General features: G+C 44.2%; 15 protein-coding genes, 2 tRNA genes and 1 pseudogene. 16 read left to right on the forward strand and 2 right to left on the reverse strand.

Translation table 11 applies throughout. The annotated features are described in order from the left end of the window. Positions 1-2: 2 nt before the first annotated feature. From tolR to recC, 11 genes are all read left to right on the forward strand, one after another. The gene (gene tolR / locus DK423_RS05435) at positions 3-425 is read left to right on the forward strand and encodes a colicin uptake protein TolR (protein ID WP_061885974.1); all 423 of its coding nucleotides are present in this window, start codon (positions 3-5) and stop codon (positions 423-425) included. Positions 426-441: 16 nt separating this feature from the next. Continuing rightward, positions 442-1,632, forward strand: coding sequence for a cell envelope integrity protein TolA (gene tolA / locus DK423_RS05440; RefSeq protein WP_005557858.1), 1,191 nt, complete (start codon positions 442-444; stop codon positions 1,630-1,632). Between the two features lie 34 nt (positions 1,633-1,666). Further along, positions 1,667-2,947: a Tol-Pal system beta propeller repeat protein TolB gene (tolB, locus tag DK423_RS05445; protein WP_005557860.1), complete on the forward strand. Its 1,281-nt coding sequence runs from the start codon at positions 1,667-1,669 to the stop codon at positions 2,945-2,947. 14 nt (positions 2,948-2,961) lie between these two features. Next, on the forward strand, positions 2,962-3,429 hold the full coding sequence (pal, locus tag DK423_RS05450) for a peptidoglycan-associated lipoprotein Pal (RefSeq protein WP_005557862.1): 468 nt from the start codon (positions 2,962-2,964) through the stop codon (positions 3,427-3,429). A gap of 214 nt (positions 3,430-3,643) precedes the next feature. Further along, positions 3,644-3,719, forward strand: a tRNA-Lys gene (locus tag DK423_RS05455). A 24-nt stretch (positions 3,720-3,743) separates the two neighbouring features. After that, positions 3,744-3,820: transfer RNA gene (locus DK423_RS05460), tRNA-Lys, on the forward strand. A gap of 209 nt (positions 3,821-4,029) precedes the next feature. Next, complete coding sequence (locus tag DK423_RS05465; RefSeq protein ID WP_109043899.1) at positions 4,030-4,551, forward strand: type II secretion system protein; 522 nt, start codon at positions 4,030-4,032, stop codon at positions 4,549-4,551. Then, positions 4,538-5,281, forward strand: coding sequence for a PulJ/GspJ family protein (locus DK423_RS05470; protein WP_032996731.1), 744 nt, complete (start codon positions 4,538-4,540; stop codon positions 5,279-5,281). The genes DK423_RS05465 and DK423_RS05470 overlap by 14 nt, the downstream gene beginning before the upstream one ends. Beyond that, positions 5,278-5,973: a DUF2572 family protein gene (locus DK423_RS05475; protein ID WP_005557882.1), complete on the forward strand. Its 696-nt coding sequence runs from the start codon at positions 5,278-5,280 to the stop codon at positions 5,971-5,973. Before DK423_RS05470 ends, DK423_RS05475 begins: the two co-directional genes overlap by 4 nt. Beyond that, complete coding sequence (locus tag DK423_RS05480) at positions 5,948-6,250, forward strand: DUF5374 domain-containing protein (RefSeq protein ID WP_005557884.1); 303 nt, start codon at positions 5,948-5,950, stop codon at positions 6,248-6,250. Before DK423_RS05475 ends, DK423_RS05480 begins: the two co-directional genes overlap by 26 nt. A 45-nt stretch (positions 6,251-6,295) precedes the next feature. Further along, on the forward strand, positions 6,296-9,676 hold the full coding sequence (gene recC, locus DK423_RS05485) for an exodeoxyribonuclease V subunit gamma (protein WP_005557886.1): 3,381 nt from the start codon (positions 6,296-6,298) through the stop codon (positions 9,674-9,676). 1 nt (position 9,677) lies between these two features. Here recC and rimI read toward each other — a convergent pair whose 3' ends face one another. Both rimI and DK423_RS05495 read right to left on the reverse strand, forming a co-directional pair. Then, positions 9,678-10,121: a ribosomal protein S18-alanine N-acetyltransferase gene (rimI, locus tag DK423_RS05490; protein ID WP_005557888.1), complete on the reverse strand. Its 444-nt coding sequence runs from the start codon at positions 10,119-10,121 to the stop codon at positions 9,678-9,680. Positions 10,122-10,130: 9 nt separating this feature from the next. Next, entirely contained in the window at positions 10,131-10,568 is a 438-nt protein-coding gene (locus DK423_RS05495; RefSeq protein WP_005572487.1) for a DNA polymerase III subunit psi, read from the reverse strand. Between the two features lie 67 nt (positions 10,569-10,635). Between DK423_RS05495 and rsmC the strand changes: the two genes are divergently transcribed. From rsmC to DK423_RS05525, 5 genes and pseudogenes are all read left to right on the forward strand, one after another. Beyond that, positions 10,636-11,640, forward strand: a complete 1,005-nt coding sequence (rsmC, locus tag DK423_RS05500; protein WP_005557893.1) for a 16S rRNA (guanine(1207)-N(2))-methyltransferase RsmC — start codon at positions 10,636-10,638, stop codon at positions 11,638-11,640. A gap of 86 nt (positions 11,641-11,726) precedes the next feature. Next, positions 11,727-11,971, forward strand: a pseudogene (locus tag DK423_RS11325) (PTS transporter subunit EIIB); the annotation flags it as partial. Positions 11,972-12,255: 284 nt separating this feature from the next. Next, a complete protein-coding gene (locus DK423_RS05515) occupies positions 12,256-12,798 on the forward strand; it encodes a hypothetical protein (protein WP_005557897.1) in 543 nt (180 codons plus the stop codon). A gap of 134 nt (positions 12,799-12,932) precedes the next feature. Then, positions 12,933-14,195, forward strand: coding sequence for a serine hydroxymethyltransferase (glyA, locus tag DK423_RS05520; RefSeq protein ID WP_005557899.1), 1,263 nt, complete (start codon positions 12,933-12,935; stop codon positions 14,193-14,195). 317 nt (positions 14,196-14,512) lie between these two features. Beyond that, positions 14,513-14,965, forward strand: a complete 453-nt coding sequence (locus DK423_RS05525) for a serine hydroxymethyltransferase (RefSeq protein ID WP_005557900.1) — start codon at positions 14,513-14,515, stop codon at positions 14,963-14,965. Positions 14,966-15,174: the final 209 nt, after the last annotated feature.

A 15,174-nucleotide genomic window follows, 5' to 3' on the forward strand; every position in this document is an offset into this window, starting at 1 on the left:
ATATGTCTTATCGTCGCCAGCGCCGTGATATAAAATCCGAAATCAATATTGTTCCGTTTTTGGACGTGCTTTTAGTATTGGTTTTAATTTTTATGGCTACCGCGCCCATTATTAGCCAAAGTGTAGAAGTTGAACTGCCGGATGCGGTTCAAAGTCAAAATATTTCTACTGAAGACAAAGTACCGGTAATTTTAGAAGTGTCGGGAATTGGTCAGTATGCCATTTCAATCGGCAGCAGCCGTACGGAAAATCTTACCGAAGATATGGTTACCCAATTATCAAAACAAGAATTTGATAAAGATAACAATACAATGTTCTTAGTCGGCGGTGCCAAGGAAGTGCCTTATGAAGAGATTATTAAAGCGCTCAATTTGCTTCATCTTGCCGGCATCAAATCCGTTGGTTTAATGACAAACCCAATCTAATTAAATAGGTAACATTGTGCAGAATAAGCGACAAAAAGGTGATGTTGATGCAGTTGTGATTTCCATCATAATGCATTTAGCGTTGTTCGGATTGTTAATCTTAAGCTCGCTCTACCATAATATTGACATTATGGGCGGCGGTGAGGGCGATAACGGTGAAGTTATCGGCGCCGTGATGGTTGATACGGGCTCGGCAGCGCAGGAGTGGGGGCGAATTCAACAACAGAAAAAAGGTCAGGTGGACAGACAAAAGAAACAAGCCCTCGAAGACCAAAAACGTGAAGAACAGAAGCGGGAAGAAGAAAAACAACAAGAAGCGTTAAAAGAGCAACAACGTCAACAGGAAATTGCCCGTCAAAAAGAACTGGAACAGAAAAAAGAGCTGGAAAGACAAAAACTTTTGGCTGAACAGAAAAAACAACAGGAAGAAAAAGCCCGCTTAGAAGCCTTGGAAAAACAAAAACAGGAGGAAGAAGCGAAAGCCAAACAAGCTGCTGAAGCCGCTAAGCTCAAAGCTGAAGCTGAGGCAAAACGTTTGGCAGCTGCTGCCAAACAAGCGGAAGAAGAAGCCAAAGCGAAAGCGCAGGCAGCAGAGAAAGCAAAACAAGAGGCAAAAGCCAAAGCAGCGGCGGAAGCCAAGGCAAAAGCAGAAGCGCAGGCTAAAGCGAAGGCGGAAGCTGATGCAAAAGCCAAAGCGGATGCCGACGCAAAAGCTAAGGCCGATGCGAAAGCGAAAGCTGACGCCAAGGCGAAGGCAGATGCGGAAGCCAAAGCGAAAGCGGATGCGCAACGTCGAGCCGATCAAAATGCATTAGATGATTTCTTTAATGGCAGTGATGTGGGTGGCGGTAGCGCTTCACAAGGCGGTAATAAAAATAAACAAGGCAGCTGGGGTTCAGGTGCTTCAGCGGGCGCAGGCGATGGCGGTAAGACAGGGTCGAGGTATGCAGGTATTATTTATAAATCTGTGAAGCCATATTTTCGTGGTGATAGTCGTTTCTTTGGTAAGGTCTGTGATATTAGAATTGAGCTTTCTAGTGATGGTACTATTTTATCTTACCAAAAGGTCTCCGGACCAAATGATTTATGCGGGGCGGCTTTAAATGCTATTGGTCAAACCAGAAAAATGAACGAACCGCCTACACCGGAAGAATATGAAATATTTAAAAGGTCCATTATAACCTTTGACCCAAGAAAAGTGCGGTAGATTTTCACCGCACTTTTAAACAATAGGAGAAAAAATGAAAGTAGTTATTCGAATTTTTAGCTTATTTATTATGCTGTTAGGGTTTACCATGGTGGCCCGTGCAGAAGTGCGAATCGTGATTGATGAAGTCATGGATTCTGCCCGCCCTATTGCTGTCGTGCCGTTTAAATGGAATGGACCCGGTAGTGCGCCGGCAAATATCGCTGAGATTATTTCTGCAGACTTGCGTAATAGCGGTAAATTTAATCCGTTGCCGGAAAGCAAGATGCCGCAACAGCCGACTTCGGCATCGGAAGTTAATCCGGAAGTCTGGTCGGCATTAGGCATTGAGGCCGTTATTGTTGGACAAGTTACCCCTTCCAATGGTGGTTTTGATATTGCTTACCAATTGGTTGATACCATGGGCAGTGTTGGTTCAATTTTGTCACAAAATCAATATACGGTAGTGCAAAAATGGTTGCGTTATGGTGCACATACGATAAGTGATGAGACATTTGAAAAACTTACCGGTATTCGTGGTGCGTTCAGAACCCGTATCGCTTATGTCGTACAAAAAAATGGCGGTTCCCAGCCTTATGAAGTGCGCGTAGCAGATTATGACGGTTTTAATCAATTTATCGTGAATAGAAGTTCTCAACCGTTTATGTCACCGGCATGGTCACCGGACGGCAAAAAACTCGCTTATGTAACCTTTGAAAATAAGAAAGCACAGGTTGTCTTGCAGGATCTAGTTTCTATGGCGCGTAAAGTGGTTGCTTCTTTCCCAGGACATAACGGGGCACCGGCATTTTCACCGGATGGTTCCAGACTTGCATTTGCGTCTTCAAAGGACGGTGTGTTAAATATTTATGTGACTAATTTAGGCAGTGGACAGGTTTCGCAGTTAACCGGCGGTGCGGGTAATAATACCGAGCCGTCATGGTCGCCTGATGGTCAGTCTATCGTGTTCACTTCTGATAGAGGTGGTTCGCCTCAAGTTTATCGTATGAGCGCATCCGGCGGTGGTGCTTCTCTTATTGGTGGGCGCGGTAGCGGTCAAATCAGTTCAGATGGTAATATATTAGTTATGGTTGATGTAAACAATAATATCATCAAAAAAGATTTGACGTCAGGCAGCTCTGAGGTGTTAAGTTCCACCTTCTTGGATGAAAGTCCGAGTATTTCACCAAACGGTATCATGGTTATTTATAGTTCTACCCAAGGCTTAGGAAAGGTGCTACAATTAGTATCCACTGACGGTCGCTTTAAGGCACGTTTACCTGGGAATGATGGACAAGTTAAATTTCCGGCTTGGTCACCATACTTAACTAAATAAACAAGGAGAAATCAATGAATAAATTTACGAAAGCATTGTTAGTTGCTGGTTCTGTGGCCGTGTTAGCGGCGTGTGGATCATCCAACAAAAACGAAAGCGGTAGTGGTAGCAATAATGGTCAAACATTTGGTGGCTATTCCGTTCAAGATTTACAACAACGCTACAACACCGTGTATTTCGGCTTTGATAAATATGATATTGAAGGTGAATACACTCAAATCTTAGATGCTCATGCAGCGTACTTAAATGCGACACCTGCGACAAGCGTGCGTGTTGAAGGTAACACCGACGAACGTGGTACACCGGAATATAATATGGCATTAGGTGAACGCCGTGCACGTGCAGTACAAAACTTTTTAACTGCTAAAGGCGTACAAGCAGGTCAAATATCCACCGTTTCTTACGGTGAAGAAAAACCGGCAGTATTAGGTCATGACGAATCCGCTTATGCTAAAAACCGTCGTGCAGTATTAGCATACTAATTTTGCTGGGGCGTATAAAACCGGGTATAAGCCTGGTTTTTTGTTAGTATCAATTCGCCTAATTAGTAGAAAAATGATAAAAAACTGACCGCACTTTATTTTGTTTGAAATCCATATCTTTGATGGTATTCAAACAAATCAATAAAAAACCAAAATTTTTTATTGATTATTAAACTAAAATCAGTATTATAAGCCCTCGTCGTTAGATGTTAACGGGTCGTTAGCTCAGCCGGTAGAGCAGCGGACTTTTAATCCGTTGGTCGAAGGTTCGAATCCTTCACGACCCACCATTTTAAATAACATATCCGAATAACGGGTCGTTAGCTTAGTCTGGTAGAGCAGTGGACTCTTAATCCATTGGTCATAGGTTCGAATCCTATACGACCCACCAACTAAAATCTTTATACCTCGGTTTATAATCTCTTACACTATAACCTTTTAGCTATTTTTTGCGATCTCAATCTGACGTAATTTTCTCCATCGTTACTCAAAAATACCCATCAAATGATTTCACTTTGCGATCTTGCTCGCAAAATTGCCTTTCGTTTATTTTTCCCCATGCCTTATTCCTTTAAAGTGCGGTCAAAAAAAGGAACGTTTATGCAAAAGGGATTCACGTTGCTGGAAATGTTAATTGCATTGTTTATTATCAGCCTGTTGCTGACCCTCGCTTTACCGGCATGGCAACAGCATTCGCAACAAACTATTCTGCAAAAAGAGCAACAAAAACTCTATGTTTTTCTTCGCCAAATTCAGGCGCGCGTGGAAAATTCCACGGACATCTGGTTATTATTGGCAAATCGTGATCCTGTAGGAAAGCGCTGGTGTTTGACAGCGCAAATTAAAAATAGCCATTTGTGTGACTGCCTAAATCCTGTTGCTTGCCCGCAAAATGTTTCCGCACACTTTTATTATCCTGCTTTTGCAGAAACTATGTTGGTGAGTAAACGCTATTATCCTTTGGAGTTTACCCGTTTAAGTGGTATTCGGAATACGGCTTCTACCACCTGTTTTGTGCTACAAGCCAATCAGCAGCGTACTTTATTTTCGTTCTTTAATGTGGGCAGTTTGAAATTAAAAGGTAATCAATCTCTGAGTGCTTGTGTCAATGATAAAGAGTAGAACGTTTTTCCATGTGTCGTCTTATCGCGGGCAAAGCCTCGTTGCGCTGATGATCTCCGTGGCCCTTTCCAGCTTCTTATTGCTGGTCATCATGCAGTCTTATAGTCAACATCAGCAACAAAATCGGGAAATGTTACTGCATTTGCAGTTACAAATGGAATTACAACGTATCATTCAATTAATGGGAAAAGATTTGGTTAGGAGTGGTTTTCGTGCCGTGAATAATAAATTAAAACAAAATAATCTTGTCTTATTCGAGCAGGAAAATACACCATCGGCAGTGACTATCGCGCAAATGAACGGCGAGAAAAATAACAGCTGCGTGTTGTTCTTTTATGACCTGGATGCCAATGGGTGTATCGGCGGAAATTATAAAGGCGATGCTTGTGTTGTGAACGGGCATAACAGCACAAAAGAAATTGAGCGCGAATTGTTTGGCTATCGACTTAACAAAAACATGCTGGAAACCCGTTTGACCTACAAAAATGCGGTGAAGCAAAACTGCACACAAGAAGAATGCCGCCGTTATACGCAGCAATCCGCTTGTCATCACGGCGGCTGGGCGGATTTATTGGATGAAAAAGAATATGAAATTTCGCAGTTGAGTTTTGATTGGCTGTCGGAACAAAAAGGCATTGAAATTCGCCTCAGCGGACGTTTTAAACACCATAAACAGATCGAATACGAAACTTCCATAGTTGTGCCTTTATTGAACGGGGCCAAAGAATGAAACAGCTTCACCGCGGTATGGTGACCATGAGTCTGTTATTGTTGCTCAGTGTATTTTTGCTGTTAACCATGCTATTTAATGATGATTTATTGCGCCTGTATTCCGCCATTGCCGGTCAGCGAAATCTCTATGTTATACAGCAGGTTAAATTGCAGGCATTAAGTCAGCGTACACAACAGGAACGATGTGAACAAGTGCCGCTTGACGAAACCGGTGACGTATTTTTAGTGCCGTTTGCTTTGGAGGAAACACCATTTTCCGAGGAGATTAAGCATTATGTTTGGTGTCGGCGAGATAAATTATTTCAAAAATCGCCGGTGAGAAATCTGTATGAAGGCTTGTTCGCACAATTTATTGCTGAAAGCGGGCTGATGACTTTTCGTGAACACCTTTCCGGACCGCCCAAAAATCCCATGAGAAATCAACCGCCACCCTTATATTGGTTTAACGCCGACGAAACGGAATGGACGCTTGGTAATAATGTAAACGCGGTGATTGTGGCGGAAGGCGATTTGCAGATTCGCGGGCAAGGCAAAATCAGCGGGAGTGTCATCACGAAAGGGCGATTAACCTTGGATGAAGGCATTAAAGTTACCTATTCCAAAAGCACCGTTGCGCACGTTGTGCAACAGTACAGCCGATGGCGTTTGGCGGAGAACAGTTGGTATGATTTTGCGGTTACGGAAAATTAATCACAAAGGCATGAGCCTGTTGTCTTTGTTGATCACGTTGAGCTTATTCAGCGGGCTTTTCCTCACCTTTAATCAATGGGGCAATGTGCAGCGAAAAAGTGCGGTGGAAATTTATCAGCGTTTTCAAGCCATCCAAATTGCCGAAAATCAGCATCAACGCCGTTTTCTTGGGTTGCCTTGTGAATCACAGGTGCTCCAAAATCAAATTCGTTTTCAGGTGATTTGTTCGCAAAATCAGGTGTCGGTGAAATATCCTCGCGGTGAAATTAGTTTATAATGGCGCCACTTAGATTAAGTATTAAGGCGAATTTCCGGAGGCGGCGTGTTTACTGTTTATCATTCCAACCAACTTGAGGTGCAAAAGGACATTTTAGTTGAATTAATTCAACGCCAACCGCTGCCCAATCCGTTACAACCGGAAATCGTGTTGGTGCAAAGCCCGGGCATGGCGCAATGGCTGCAATTGCAGATTGCCGGGCAAAAGGGCATTGCGGCGAACTTCGCCTTCCCTATGCCCGCCAGTTTCATTTGGCAACTTTATGCGGAAAACCTGCCTGATGTGGCGCAAAGCAATCAGTTCAACAAAAACGCCATGACGTGGCGCCTGGTTCGCCTGATTCCCCAATATTTACAGCGGGATGCGCTGCGCCCTTTGCGTCATTACTTAGCCTATTCCGCCCAATCGGAGCAATTTAAACTTTATCAACTTGCGGGGAAAATCGCCGATTTATTCGACCAATACCTGGTTTATCGTCCGGACTGGATTAGCGCCTGGGAAAATCAGCAAGACGATGACATTCGCCGACAAATCGAAAGCCAGTTAACCCTTAATAACGAACGTTTATTGGCGCAGATTACGCAAAATATCGCATGGCAAGGCATTTTGTGGCGCGCGTTGGTGCGGGCGGTGAAAGCCGATACCGGGCTGGATTTGGTACAACACCGCGCCCATTTGCACCAACTGCTGCTAGAAAAACTCCGTGAAAATCGACCGCACTTTTTACCGGAACGCCTGTTTATTTTCGGCATTCCCGCCTTGCCAAAGGCTTATTTGGAAATTTTTCAGGCGATCAGCCAATATTGCGATGTGCACTTGTTTTTTAATAATCCCTGCGAGGAATATTGGGGCGACATCGTTGATCCGAAATTCGTGGAAAAACTGGCGTTGCGTACCCGCACCGATTATTTTAATCAGGCTGACAAGCCTTTATTATCGGCTGCACAGGCGCAGCAACATTGGGAGCTGACTTATGCGCAGGAAAAATTACAGGTGGGCAATCCCTTATTGGCATCTTGGGGTAAGCTGGGACGGGATTTTGCCTACTTATTGGCGCAGCTGGAACCCAATGATATTTCTGCCTATGTGGAAATCACGCCGCACAATTTATTAAGCCAAATCCAACACCGTATTTTGCATTTAACTCCGAATGGCTCCACGCCGTTAAACTATCGGGAAAATGACCGCACTTTAACCTTCCATTCCTGCCACAGCATGATGCGCGAAGTGGAAGTGTTGCAGGATTATTTGCTACATTTGTTGCAACAAGAACCCGATTTAACGCCGAAAGACATTATTGTGATGGTGGCGGATATTGATAAATACACACCGTATATCCGCGCTGTATTCGGGCAAAATGCAACGCCGCAGACCGCTATTCCGTTTTCCATTTCCGATAACAAATTATCGGAGAATAACGTGATTATCGCCGGTTTTCTGACCTTATTGCAGCTGAAAGAAAGCACGTTTAGTGCAGAAGACGTGCTGGCATTGCTTGATGTGCCGGCAATTCGCCAACGCTTTAATATTGAATTGCAGGATTTGGCGCAAATTCGCGATTGGGTGAAAAATGCCGGCGTGCGTTTCGGCTTAGCAAAAAATGACGAAGCGGAAAGTAACTACAATTCATGGCAGGCGGGCTTGGAGCGAATGTTGTTGGGCTATGCCTTGCGTGAAGAAAACGGCATTTGGCAAGACAGCCTCGGGCTGGATAACAGTTTCGGCTTAAAAGGGCAGCTGGCGGGGCAATTGGCGGCATTTTTAGCAGCGTTATTTGATTGGTTCCAAACGCTGCAAAGCCGTTATTCCATGGAACAATGGCAACAGCATTTACTGGCGCTCACCGATAAATTCTTCTCCGCCACGGCGGAAACCGATGAAACCCTGTTTTATATTAAAGAGGTGATCCAGCAATTTGCCGAACAGTTAGCGGAGGTGCATTTTAACGACGCGTTGGGCGTGGATGTGGTGGCAGATGTCATGAACAATGCGTTGGAGGAAAATCCGAATCACTACCGCTTCCTCGCCGGCAAAGTGAATTTTTGTACATTGCTGCCGATGCGCTCTATTCCGTTCAGAGTAGTTTGTCTGCTCGGTATGAACGACGGCGAATACCCGCGTCAACAAGCGCCGAACAGTTTCGATTTAATGCAATATCATCGTTTAAAAGGCGATCGCGCCCGTCGTGATGACGATCGTTATCTGTTCCTTGAAGCCTTGCTGTCGGCGCAGGATTATTTGTACATCAGCTACATCGGACGTTCCATCGCCGATAATCAGGAACGGGAGCCGTCGGTGCTGGTGAGTCAGTTGTTGGATTACATCGTGGAAAATCTGCCGGCAGAAAATACCCCAGCGGGAAATCTCAAGTGGCGCGAACGACTGATTCAACAACATGGCATGACGGCGTTCAGTCGCAAAAACTTTGAAAAAAACGACCGCACTTTTATGCAATCTTTCGCGCAACAGTGGCTGCCTTTGGCAAATTCGCAGGCAAATCAAACCTTGCAGGATTTTATTCAGCCGATGATGGCGGATGCGGAGCCGGAAGAAGAAATCGAGTTTTCCCGCTTGGTGGCGTTTGTGAAAAATCCGGTGAAATTTTTCTTTGAAAAACGCCTTGGCGTGAATTTCTCCGAACAGGAAGAAAGCATTGCCGATAGCGAAAATTTCGCCTTGGATAATGCCTTGGAAAAATACGCCATTCATGCGGATTTGTTAGAAGCAGACGAGCAGCAAACCGACGCGTTTTTTGCGCGTCTGAAAGTCAAAGGCGTGTTGCCGCGCGGGGAGTTCTCCGCCATTTATGCCAATCAGTTGCTGGCGGATGTGGCGGAATTTAAAGGCAATATCGCCGATTATGTAAGCCAAACGCCGCAAAGCCGTTTTTTGCAATTCACCGTGCTGACCCAAGAGGGTGACATGACGTTGTCGGGCAACATATCCTATTTATACGGTGACAATCTACAGCGCGTCACTTGGCGCATGGCGACGGTAAAAGACAAAGATCGTATTGAAGCCTGGCTTTATCACTTATTGTTATGCGCCACGCAGGAACAGCCGACGGAATCGCTTTTCCAGGGGAAAGATCAGCGCGTGCGGTTTAATGTGTTGCCTCAACAGGACGCCGTTGCCCAGCTACAAATTTATGTGGAAAGTTATTTGGCGGGGCGGACGCAATTACAGCTTATTCCGACCACAAACCTTGAAGCGTATTTGAAGCTGATTGCCGATGAAAGTGCGGTGGATGTTGACAAGTGTTTTTCCCTGTTAAATAAAATCGCTATGGGCGATGAGCGTTCGCCTGGCGATTTATATTGGCGGCGCGTACTGGTGCAAACGCAGGAATTGGATTTGAATTGGATCAATCGGCAGGTAAACGCTTGGTTTGCACCGATGTTGCAAGCTATCAAAAGGGAAAAATAGCCTATAAATACGCCGCCATCACCACGGCATTTTCCCGTTTGCCGTCGGCGGTGGGATAATAATTTTTGCGAATATCCACTTGATTAAAGCCCAGCGAATCATACAGTGCCAGGGCTTTTTTATTGGATTCGCGCACTTCCAGCCACAAGGTCAAAATGCCTTTTTGTTTTAACTGCGTCATCAGCTCGGTTAATAAACGGCGCCCCAATCCCCGCCCCTGTTTTTGCGGATCCAAGGCGATATTAAACAGCGTGGCTTCATCCAACACCGTTTGGCAAATAGCAAAGCCGTCGATTCGGCTTTCTTCGCCGATTTTCAAATTGAAGTAACGTTCGCCCTGATTATTTTTCAGTGTGCCTAAGCTCCAAGGCACCGCGTGTGCCGCCTGCTCAATGAGATAAAGACGATCAAAATCCGAGGGTTCAATAGGAGAAATGTGTATCACGGCGAATCCTTACTTTATCGGTGCGGATTGCTGAATTTGCCGCCAGAGTTGGCGTTTCGCCTGCGGATCATGTTTAAACGCGGCGAGATCGACGGATTGCCAGACATTCAACGGCTGTTGCAGCCCGCTTAAAGTGCGGTGGATTTCGTCGGCGTTTTTATGGAGTAGCCAATAATTGACGGTGTGGTTGACTTGCAAATAGGCAAGCTGCTCAAAGGTGATATTCAGCACTTGCGTGCTATCAAGTGTGAGAGCGCGCAACAGGTCCTGCGCGATGGGTTGTTGCAACAGATTTTGATGGCTCACGATAACCAAACGAACCGACTCGGGCACGGCGATATTAATCGCGCCTTTTAAGGCTTCAGGGCGCACCAATTGCCATTGGCTGATGCCCATTTGCTGCAATAATAAATCTCGGCGGGAAGTGTGTCGGCGCGTTTCTTGCATATCTAAAATCAATTCAATCCAGTATAATGGGCGCCCATTTTAACCAATAAGCCATAGGATTAATAGCGTGATTTGTGCAGAAAGCGAAGTGTTGGAACGGCATTTGGATTTTTTAAGCGGGAAGTCTCTGCTGCTCACCGGGGTGGTGAATGATGATTTTCTCGCCGATTTACAACGCCAGGGATTCAACGCCCGCGCATGGAGCTGGTATTTTGACTACGCCAACCGACAACACCAAACGCCACAAAGTGCGGTGGATTTTTCCCTTGAATTTCATGGCAGCGCCGATGTGATCCTGTTTTATTGGACGAAGAATAAACAGGAATGCCATTTCCAGCTCATGCAGCTTCTCTCACAATGTACCGCCGGACAGGAAGTTTTACTGGTGGGCGAAAATCGTAGTGGTGTGCGTTCCGCCGAAAAAATGCTTGCCGATTACGGCGATATTCACAAAATCGACTCCGCCCGTCGTTGCAGTCTGTATCATTTTCAATTAAAAAATCCACCGCACTTTGAACTGAAAACTTTCTGGAAATCCTATCAATCGTCGCAACTTGCCGATTTAACTATCTATGCGTTGCCCGGCGTATTCAGCGCCGCCGAGCTGGATGGCGGCACGGCATTATTGCTTTCTACGCTAAAAAACATCGCGGGCGAGGTGTTGGACGTGGGCTGCGGCGCAGGGGTGATTGGCAGTTATATTCAACAGCACAACCCGAACACCCGATTAATCATGACGGATATTCACGCCTTGGCGTTGGCTTCCGCAAAGCGCACTTTACAGGAAAATCGGTTGCAAGGCACGGTGGTTGCCAGTGACGTGTTTTCCCATATTGACGGCAAATTCGATCTGATCATTTCCAATCCGCCTTTTCATGACGGCATTGACACCGCTTACACCGCCGTTAACGAACTGATAAAACAGGCAAAATGGCATTTGAAACCGGGCGGTGAGCTGCGCATCGTGGCAAATGCGTTTCTGCCTTACGCCGACTGGCTGAATCAACATTTCGGCAGTCATGACGTCCTGGCGAGAAATAACAAGTTTAAGGTATATTCGGTGCGCAGATGAGTTAAGTGTGCACGAAATTCCGCTGGCTTAGCGAAGCCTTTTAGTTAGAATTCTACTTATTATTTAAGACACTTCCGGCGAATAATATGAATCTTCTTAAAATCGTCCAACAGGTTATTGAAAAACTTGGCGACAAAGGAAATATTGTGACAGCTACCCACTGCGCCATGCGTTGGCGCGTTGTTCTGAATAACGAAAGCAAAGTTGACAAGGCATTGACAACATTGAAGGTGTAAAAGTGCAGTTTGCCGTAGCAGGACAGTATCAGATTATTTTCGGTTGCGGAACGATGAATAAGGTCCACGCCGAATTGATTAAATGGCCCGGTATGCTGCTTTCTTTATTTCCTTCAGTCTTTCCACTCCCTTCAAATGCTAAAAATGTGATTTAGATTTGTTCCATTAAAGCGCGAATCTGCAAACAGGTTGGTACTTTTCTGATAATGAAAAACGTTTTGTAAGACGACCGCACTTGGTGTAAATTCTTTTCCGCACTTACTCAGAAATAAGCGTATTACATGGATTACAATAAAAAATCCTTGTCGTATTTTGGACATTCCCTATTAGGAATAAAAAAACACTGAAAAAATGCACCGCACTTTTAGAGGAGATGCAAATGAAAAAATTATTTTTACTCGGATTAACCCTGTCTTTTTTGAGCGGCTGTACGCTTACGGATTTAATAGACAATGGTAAAATTACCCAACGCAAAGTGAGCGGGGAATGGCAATGTACCAGTATTTACCCTGAACACAATTTAACAATCGTAAATAATCTGCACTTAAATCGGGATGGCACGTTGGTGAATAACCGCACCATTATTGAACCTATTGATAAGCCATTTTTTGTGTATGAAATCACGGGCACGGGAACATGGCAGCTAAGTGAACTTGATCACAAATTGACCTATACGTTTACCACTAATTGGGTACAGCGTAGGCATACGGAAGAGGCTTTGGACGCCATTAAAAAGGATTCCAGATATAAACTTTATGAAGAAAATTTGTTTAAGAAATACAGTAAGCGCGTGAATAAATCGAACACGATTAATTTTGTGATTAGCTCACTGACACGCGATATGGAGCTTGGCAGAGATATGATGACTTTAACGCAAAAAACAGCACAAAAAAGCTACACCACAGCTTGCTTTCGCCAATAACACCGACAAATACTGCCGAGTGAAAAATTTTCATAATTAGAATGAAAAAAAACACATCCGGAGTTATTAAGATTTTATTGCGAAATTGAGTACAATAGACCGCAGTTCCAATTCACTACCAAGAGGAGAACACCATGTTTAAAAAAAGTATGAACATCGCCGATTACGATCCCGTGTTATGGCAAGCTATTCAAAATGAAAACCGCCGCCAGGAAGAACATATCGAATTAATCGCTTCTGAAAACTATGCCAGCCCGCGCGTAATGCAAGCGCAAGGTTCCCAATTCACCAACAAATATGCGGAAGGCTACCCGGGCAAGCGTTATTATGGCGGTTGTGAATACGCGGACATTGTGGAACAGCTCGCTATTGAGCGTGCGAAAGAATTATTCGGCGCCGATTATGTGAACGTGCAACCGCACTCCGGTTCGCAAGCCAATGCGGCAGTTTACATGGCGTTACTCAATCCGGGCGATACCATTTTAGGCATGAGCTTAGCGCACGGCGGTCACTTAACCCACGGCGCGTCCGTGAGTTTCTCCGGCAAGATTTATCACGCGGAACAATACGGCATTACCGACGAAGGGTTAATCGACTATGATGCGTTACGCAAACAAGCCCATGACGTGAAACCGAAAATGATCGTGGGCGGATTCTCCGCGTATTCTCAAGTAGTGGATTGGAAAAAAATGCGTGAAATCGCCGATGAAGTGGGCGCATATTTATTCGTGGATATGGCGCACGTTGCGGGTTTAATCGCTGCAGGTATTTACCCGAATCCATTGCCGTACGCCCATGTGGTGACCACTACTACCCACAAAACCTTAGGCGGTCCGCGTGGCGGTTTGATTCTTTCTTCTTGCGGTGATGAAGAAATCTATAAAAAACTCAACAGCGCCGTTTTCCCTGCAGGTCAGGGCGGTCCGTTGGTGCACATTATCGCGGCGAAAGCGGTGTGCTTCAAAGAAGCCTTGGAGCCGGAATACAAAGTGTATCAACAAAATGTGTTGAAAAACGCCAAAGCCATGGTGGAAGTGTTCAAACAACGCGGTTATAAAGTCGTTTCCAACGGCACTGAAAACCACTTGTTCTTAGTGGACTTAGTCAGCCATGGATTGACCGGTAAAGCCGCCGATGCCGCATTAGGCAAGGCCAACATTACCGTGAATAAAAACTCTGTGCCGAACGATCCGCAAAAACCGTTCATCACTTCCGGTATCCGTGTGGGCACGCCTTCCGTCACCCGTCGCGGTTTCAACGAAGCGGACGTGAAAGAACTTGCCGGCTGGATGTGTGACGTATTAGACTCCATCGGCAAAGATAACGAAGCGGAAGTGATTGCCGACACCAAAGACAAAGTCTTGGCAATTTGTAAACGTCTTCCAGTTTACGCGTAATTTTAATCAAATGAAAAAAAACAAAGCGGTAATGAAAATTGCCGCTTTTTCTTTTTGAGAAATATGACAGTCAAAATCTTACAGATCAAAACCTGATAACAGTATTTTCTCAGTCTAATTTTTGCGTATTAATACAATACGGGATTGCGTAGATAAAGTATTATCAAAAAACTAATAATTTTATGAAATTAAATAATTTTTTCTATTGACTATTAAAGAATCCGGAGTAAATTAGTCTCCAAAATTAACCAAAACTAGGTAATTTATCCGGTCAAAGGTTATCTTAAGTATTAACCCTAAGAAAAAGGAAAACGAGTATGTCCAGTACAGAATATGCTCCATTTTATCTCCGTTTTATTCAGTTCCCAAGTAATGAAGTTTTACTCTATGAATACTGGAAACTTGTTCAGAATTTTGTACAAAAGGTTAGTAAAATAACGGTAAGATTAGCACAAATCGTTGGCATTCTCGGCGAAAAAACTATTTGGAAATACCAAAGTACTTTTAATGATGGCATGCTGGAAGGTGAGGTAGCTAAACAAGAAGTTTCCCTCACTTTAAGAAATAGTGCTTTACTTGTCGCAAGTGCCATAGTTATCCACTTTAAATCTAATTTTACCAACCTTCTTATACTGTCACAGATTACACAATATTGTAGACATCGCCCTAAATCTAAAAAAAGTAAATACTTCCCCCTCTACCTCTCTTGCTTATTACGCAGACGATTAACTGAATTTAAAATTACCCTTCTACCGTTGCCATGGGGCTAGCTGCTATATAGCTATGAAGATCAAATCCCGGTTTTCATTGTAAATTTAAAAATATATAAGAAATAATCTGAAGCCGACTTTATTTTTACCCAACTACGAATCACTCATTTAAATTAAATAGGTTTATTATGCAAAATAATAAAGCTTGAATATATTCCTGTAATATAAGGTTAAATAAGTTATATTTCTATTTATTGTTTAACAATAAT

It is taken from the genome of Aggregatibacter actinomycetemcomitans (assembly GCF_003130205.1).
Lineage (GTDB): Bacteria > Pseudomonadota > Gammaproteobacteria > Enterobacterales > Pasteurellaceae > Aggregatibacter > Aggregatibacter actinomycetemcomitans_A.

Coding starts and splice junctions, on each gene's coding strand:
- tolR (WP_061885974.1), top strand. CDS start 3: ATGTCTTATCGTCGCCAGCGCCGTGATATAAAATCCGAAATCAATATT.
- tolB (WP_005557860.1), top strand. CDS start 1,667: ATGAAAGTAGTTATTCGAATTTTTAGCTTATTTATTATGCTGTTAGGG.
- pal (WP_005557862.1), top strand. CDS start 2,962: ATGAATAAATTTACGAAAGCATTGTTAGTTGCTGGTTCTGTGGCCGTG.
- DK423_RS05465 (WP_109043899.1), top strand. CDS start 4,030: ATGCAAAAGGGATTCACGTTGCTGGAAATGTTAATTGCATTGTTTATT.
- DK423_RS05470 (WP_032996731.1), top strand. CDS start 4,538: ATGATAAAGAGTAGAACGTTTTTCCATGTGTCGTCTTATCGCGGGCAA.
- DK423_RS05475 (WP_005557882.1), top strand. CDS start 5,278: ATGAAACAGCTTCACCGCGGTATGGTGACCATGAGTCTGTTATTGTTG.
- DK423_RS05480 (WP_005557884.1), top strand. CDS start 5,948: ATGATTTTGCGGTTACGGAAAATTAATCACAAAGGCATGAGCCTGTTG.
- DK423_RS05495 (WP_005572487.1), bottom strand. CDS start 10,568: ATGCAAGAAACGCGCCGACACACTTCCCGCCGAGATTTATTATTGCAG.
- DK423_RS05515 (WP_005557897.1), top strand. CDS start 12,256: ATGAAAAAATTATTTTTACTCGGATTAACCCTGTCTTTTTTGAGCGGC.
- glyA (WP_005557899.1), top strand. CDS start 12,933: ATGTTTAAAAAAAGTATGAACATCGCCGATTACGATCCCGTGTTATGG.
- DK423_RS05525 (WP_005557900.1), top strand. CDS start 14,513: ATGTCCAGTACAGAATATGCTCCATTTTATCTCCGTTTTATTCAGTTC.